Source organism: Lysinibacillus sp. FJAT-14745, assembly GCF_001275675.1.
Lineage (GTDB): Bacteria > Bacillota > Bacilli > Bacillales_A > Planococcaceae > Lysinibacillus.
In genome coordinates this window covers 179,290-185,438 of sequence record NZ_LITM01000015.1, presented here as the reverse complement: position 1 = coordinate 185,438, position 6,149 = coordinate 179,290, and the positions used below count along the sequence as shown (strand labels likewise).

6 protein-coding genes are annotated in these 6,149 nt (G+C 36.8%); 5 read left to right on the top strand and 1 reads right to left on the bottom strand.

The window, feature by feature from the left end:
* The 5 genes from AMS59_RS26495 to AMS59_RS20785 form a co-directional block, all read left to right on the top strand.
* On the top strand, positions 1-210 hold a 210-nt coding region (locus tag AMS59_RS26495), incomplete at its 5' end, for a hypothetical protein (protein WP_053485630.1).
* Between the two features lie 128 nt (positions 211-338).
* Positions 339-665 carry a helix-turn-helix transcriptional regulator gene (locus tag AMS59_RS20800; RefSeq protein WP_053485629.1) on the top strand — a complete coding sequence of 109 codons (327 nt, stop codon included), beginning with the start codon at positions 339-341 and terminating at the stop codon, positions 663-665.
* Positions 662-1,078, top strand: a complete 417-nt coding sequence (locus tag AMS59_RS20795; protein ID WP_053485628.1) for an SRPBCC domain-containing protein — start codon at positions 662-664, stop codon at positions 1,076-1,078. Before AMS59_RS20800 ends, AMS59_RS20795 begins: the two co-directional genes overlap by 4 nt.
* Positions 1,079-1,323: 245 nt before the next feature.
* Complete coding sequence (locus AMS59_RS20790) at positions 1,324-4,494, top strand: ATP-binding cassette domain-containing protein (RefSeq protein WP_053485627.1); 3,171 nt, start codon at positions 1,324-1,326, stop codon at positions 4,492-4,494.
* 281 nt (positions 4,495-4,775) lie between these two features.
* The gene (locus tag AMS59_RS20785; protein ID WP_053485626.1) at positions 4,776-5,468 is read left to right on the top strand and encodes a diphthine--ammonia ligase; all 693 of its coding nucleotides are present in this window, start codon (positions 4,776-4,778) and stop codon (positions 5,466-5,468) included.
* A gap of 503 nt (positions 5,469-5,971) precedes the next feature.
* Here the strand turns inward: AMS59_RS20785 and AMS59_RS26750 are convergent.
* Positions 5,972-6,088 carry a YjcZ family sporulation protein gene (locus AMS59_RS26750; RefSeq protein ID WP_082337616.1) on the bottom strand — a complete coding sequence of 39 codons (117 nt, stop codon included), beginning with the start codon at positions 6,086-6,088 and terminating at the stop codon, positions 5,972-5,974.
* Positions 6,089-6,149 lie beyond the last annotated feature (61 nt).

Here is a 6,149-nt window from a genome sequence, read left to right as displayed (position 1 = left end):
GATGGTTTTCAACGTATTCATGCATTTTTTCTGCTGAAATTGGTGAAAGCCATTGTTCAAATGATGTTTTTCGTGTATTCTTATCCATACGTTGGTCCTTTATATTGGATTTGGATAGGTTACTACCGCCAAACCATTATAAAGGATTTTTTCGTGCCTGGAATATATTACAGAAAATTCAGTTTAAATATTAGCGTGGAATTATTTTAATGCGACGCTAGTGATGATATGAGAATAAAACTATTGCCATTAGCTCAAAATAAAATTTGACTGGACACTAAATGGTGTCATATAATTAAGACACCATTTAGTGTCTAATTTATAAGGGAGAGGGGATTTTGAGCGAGAAAAATCTAGAGCGTGATGTTTATGCTGCTATTGCTGATCCAACAAGACGTCAATTAATACGTTTGCTAGCAGATGCGAAAGAATTACCTCTTCACGAATTAACGTCTCAATTTCAAATGGGTCGCACAGCAGTTTCTAAGCATTTGGCTATCCTTAAAGATGCTGATCTCGTAATTGCTCGAAGGGTTGGTAGAGAAACGAGGTATCGGTTGAATGCCGGTCCGTTGAAGGAAATTCAAGATTGGGTATCGTATTACGAAGAATTCTGGAAAGAAAGAATGGCTATATTAAATCTTTTATTGGAGGAAGAAAAATGACAGCAGATGTATCTTTAGATTATCAATTTACAAGTTCAATTGAGAAAGTTTGGAACGCATTAACGGATTCAGACACGCTTGCAAAATGGATCTGGAAAAATGACTTTAAACCAATCGTAGGACATCAATTCCAATTCCGAGCTGAACCCAATGAATGGTGGGATGGAATTGTCAATTGCGAAGTACTTAAAGTGGAAGAACCTCATACATTATCTTACACTTGGGCAAGTGCCGGAGAAACAACTACTGTGACATGGACGTTGACAGAAGGTTCAGATGGAACTACACATTTACATCTTGATCAAAGCGGATTCAGTGAAGCAACGAAAGCTCGTCAAGGAGCAATCGAAGGAGCTAAATACGCTTGGGTTAACAATGGTAATCAGCTTGAAAAAGTGTTAGCAGAACTTTAAAAATATGATTTCTTCATCTTGATACGTGCTTTTCAAGATCAAAAGTAGGTATCAAATAAGAAATGAATAAAATAAACTGTTCTTCAACAATTGGACGCTTTCGGAACAAGGAAAGCGTCATTTTTTTAACTTCTTTCAGCAAATGCTGAAAGAAGTTAAAGCCTCCGGCGGATGTCATAAACATAACAAATCCAGTTGTAGTTGTGCTAACATGACAATACTAGATGGAATGGAGAGAATATCCGATGAAAATAAATCAATTAATTGCTAACAATATCAATCGTTTAGATGTCGTCTTGCCGGAAGATCAATCTTTAGGAATTGCTGGTTTGTCCGGCTCTGGTAAAACTACATTCTGTCAAACAATTGGTGAAGAATCCAAGAAGCGTCTCGTTTCTTTATTGCCAAAGGCTGAATATCAGTATTTATTCCCTACTATTATGGAAACGAATTTCAGTGCCATCAAGATGGAAGAGATGCCTTTAGTCCTTTTTCTCGGGAAATCATCCATTTCTGCCAATCCACGTTCAACGGTTGGTACTCATACAGGTGTTTTTAAAGAGATACGTGAAAAGCTGGCGGATAAGTTTGATCTTTCGCCTGAAGTCTTTTCCTTTAATAATGCATTAGGCTGGTGTCCTGCTTGTAAAGGGCGTGGCACGACTAAAAATGTCGAATGTAAAAAGTGTGAGGGTAAGCGCTATAATCCAGAAGTTGAACACTATAAGCTTGAATTATGGAATCAACCACATAGTATTTCCGATATTAACAATTTAAGTATAGAAGCGATTTATTCTCTTTCAGTGGAATTAGCGATTAGCGAAGAAAGACAACGTATTCTTACAAATATTATGAATATGAATATTGGTTACTTAACGTTAAATCGAATTATGGGGACTTTGTCTGGTGGGGAATTAACACGACTGTACTTAGCAGAGTTTATGGCAGCTAGTGAAAATACCGTGATTATTATAGATGAAATTTCTGTTGGTCTTGATCACCAAACGCTGTTGAAAATTTTAGAGCAGATTAAACAATTAGGTTTCAAAAACCAAATTTGGCTTATTGATCATTCTGATACCGTGCTAAATACAGCAGATGAGCAACTGTTCTTTGGGCCTGGCAGTGGGAAATACGGCGGTAAAATTGTCGAAGTATCACCACGTCCAGAGCCAGTCTATTGGGAACGAAATCAGGCAATACCTACAGACTATTATCAATTTCATGATCTTTACTGTCGTAATATTGAAATGGCTGACATTGAGATTCCTAAAAATAGACTCGTAACTGTTACAGGTGAGTCTGGTTGTGGGAAATCGACTCTTGTCAATGAGTGTATTTCCAAGGATTTCCAAAAACGATATCCAAAAGATAAACTGGTCATGGTAGGACAAGACCGAAATCAGTCGATTACTAGCCGTTCAACGGTTGCAACGTTTCTTGATATTAAAAAGAAAATGACGAAATACAGTGACGACATTGATGATATTTTCCAACGTTCCATTGAGGACATTATAGAGGATCTTCCGAATGAAGACATCGCTCATAAACGCTTAAGTTTATTAATTAAGCTTGGACTTGGCTATTTGACGTTGGAAAGAAAAACACAATCTTTATCAACAGGTGAATTTCAATGTGTTCATTTAGTGTCTGAGCTGTTTTCGAACGCAAGAAACCCCCATACACTGTTTATTTTTGATGAACCTTCCAAAGGTTTATCACAAAATATTTTAAATCAATTCATTGATAGTGTTAGGGACATTCTACAAGATGAATCCGTCTCTATTATGATGATTGAACATAATGCCTATATGATAGACAGCTCTGATTTTATCGTTGATTTTGGGGAGAGACAGCAGGAACCTGTTCGACATCTTGATGTTGTCAGTCATGATGATTATTTCAGTCAGCATAACAGTACAAATAGTGATGCTTCCTTGCATATATCGTCAACACTAGCTTCAAAAAATGGTATTCATTACTTAGAAGACAATCATATTAGCTATTTTAAAAATGCTGAAAACATTTATAAAGGCGGTATTTTAAAAAGTTTATCATCCATGGCTCGTTTAATTTATGGTGAGTACGAATCTGCAACAATTGCACCCGTCGTTGCCATTGATTTAGAAAGACACTTGTATAGTCAGTATAGCTTTTTATACGAAATTGGTGGCCTGATCAACCATATCGTGGCTGCGCATCCGACGAATAAAGATACAAGAAGCTTCGATTTCTTTAGTCAAGAAAATCATTGCCCAAGCTGTTCGGGTCGCTTGGAAATTGAAAAATTTGATTTCGATATAGTCATTCAAGACAAAACTGTGCCATTTTGGGATGGCTTATTACATCCAGACGTGATGGAAGTATTAAACTATTATCAATATCCGAAATTGCAATTCCTTTTTGATGAGATTAAGAATGAACTGGGTCAAGATATTAGTAAAAGCTACAATGACATGACAGATGAAGAAAGACATACATTCCTATATGGTTATTGGGAAAAATCATTTTATGATAAAGCGAGTAAGTCCTCAAAAAAATGGGAAGGTTTTAATTTTATTCTTGGACGTTATATCGTCATTTCGAAATCATTGATTAAAGAGCAAATGAAAGCATCAAAAGAGATGATTGCCTGTCCAATCTGTCAAGGAGCGGTCCTAAACCATAAGAAAAAACTAACGTTTGGAGACACTGATATTCGCGAGCTAATTCATCAACCGATTGATCAGGTCATAAAAACAGCAGGGAACTTACCAGAGCTTGAAAAACTAAAAGCACTTGTTGGTGGCGATATGACTCTTACGGAAGATGTCTCCTTACTTCCTAGAGAAACACAAGTATCGTTGAAAATGCTTGAATTAGATCTAGCAAGCTTCGCCGGTTATGAAATAGTACTAAATAATGTTTTACCATTCTGGGACAAAATTAAAGACAATATCGAAGCAATAAGCAGCAAAAATCTGATTACAATCTGTGATTTTGCCAATATTGACAAAACGAGAGAAACCATCATTGATCAGTATTTCACGAATGGAAAACACAAAAAACTAACGTACGTCTATGAAGCATTTGGCTACAAAAAAATTGTGACACAAATTAATAAAATTAAAGCAAGTCATAAATGTCCATTCTGTAATGGGAAGAAAGTCATTTCAGAAGATAATCTCCATGATGGCGTCTATAAATTATCCGTACCATGTGTTCGTTGCTATGAAAGTGGTATTAATGATGAAGGGCGTAAGGAAATTGTCGATGGTGTAGACGTGCAAACATGGTTAACTGGCAAAGTAAGTGACGTTGTGGTAGAAAGCTTACGAACGGAGGCTGTTGCAGATATTCCAATTTTCAACCGTATTCGTGAGTTGAATAAACGAGATATGATGGCGATTTACCAATGCCTTGAGCAAAATAATTAAAGCAAGCCTTTTGGTTCAGCTTTGATGAGGAACCGTTGATTTTCGCGTAGAGTGACGACGAGTTTGCGCTGAAAGCCCCGCACGAGGAGATTGAAACCAAGCCCGTGGAAAGCGTCCAATCGAAGTGAAAATCATCTATTTTTTATTCATACACATTAATTTATATATTCTTTTGTCGACAAGCTAAACTCATTTGTAATAATAAAATTGCAAATGAGTTTTTATGCTATTCTGAGGAGGAGCTTGAAAAAAGTTTATTAGTATAAAGGGGACAGATATGAATGACCGAATTAATAGATTGGAAAACGAGTGCTCAAGGGCATAAATTTATAGCTTCATTTAGCGGCGGAAAGGATAGTGTCTTAGCTCTCTATAAAGCAATGAAGGTTGGAGAGGCGATTGGACTGATCGTCATGCTGGAGGAAGAAGGTAAACGTTCCAGATCTCATGGAATGCCTCCGGAGCTCATACGTGCTCAAGCTAAATCTATAGGTTTACCCGTTTATACTGCAGCAGCAAGCTGGACAGAATACGAAAATGTATTCATGCACCTTTTAGAAAAAGCTAAAAATCAAGGTGCCGAAATATTAGTAACGGGAGACTTAGATATGCCCGAACATGGCTGCTGGCATGACAAGGTTACGCAGAATGCTGGGTTAAAGCTAGGCATGCCTTTATGGGAAATGAATCATCGTGAAGCTGTCGATGAGTTCATAAACCTAGGATTTGTTACAATCATTGTAACTGTAAATATATCATTAGGAATGCGAGAGGACGATTTAGGGCGACCGTTAACCCATGAATACGTAAAAGAGCTTGAAGCTCGTGGTATCGACCCTTGCGGAGAAGGTGGAGAGTTTCATACAACAGTATTAGATGGACCAATTTTCAGCCATCCTATTCCAGTTCGTAAATGTGAGGTTATTAAAAACGGAGAATATGCTTTTTTACCTTTGGAACTAGACCAAAACTAAAACTTATAAGGTACGCACAGAAGAATATAGTTGCAAATTGGGAAATAATATTGTATTTAACGTGGGACATTGTCTATCTATTTGAGGCCTGTTTCATGTTTTTTCACCTGCAGTAAAGAATGTTTGAATTTAGGACTATTTGTATTTCGTAACGCTAAAGGACTTAGGTTAACCACAGGTATAGTTAACGAACTTTTTCGACATAATCAATCTTGAACATTCGTGTTTGAGTTGTTAAAATGCGATTTCTCCATCGGCTGAACACTTCGCTAATTGCATAAAACACGAACATTTTAGATACCAGTAAAATCTTCAACTGACTGTATAATTTACTATCTCAAAGAGTTGGGATGAAAAATATTAGTACTGTAAATAATGGATATTTTGTTTAGGAAAATATGAAAAGGGTCACCGGAGGATAGTGACCCTTAGTAAATATTCGAAGGGAAAGAATAAGTTTATATTATCCTAAAAATTATGGGCACGGGAGGCGGTATTGGGTATTAATAGAATCCGATGAAGCTAGTGCCGACAATAATCAATAGAATGAATAGAACAACGATTAGCGCAAATGCTGAACCAGTACCATAACCGCCGCCAGTTCCGCAGTAATCAGACATAGTAATTACCTCCTTTCTACAATCTATAATATGAATTGTTGTTAAAAGGAATTGCGATATT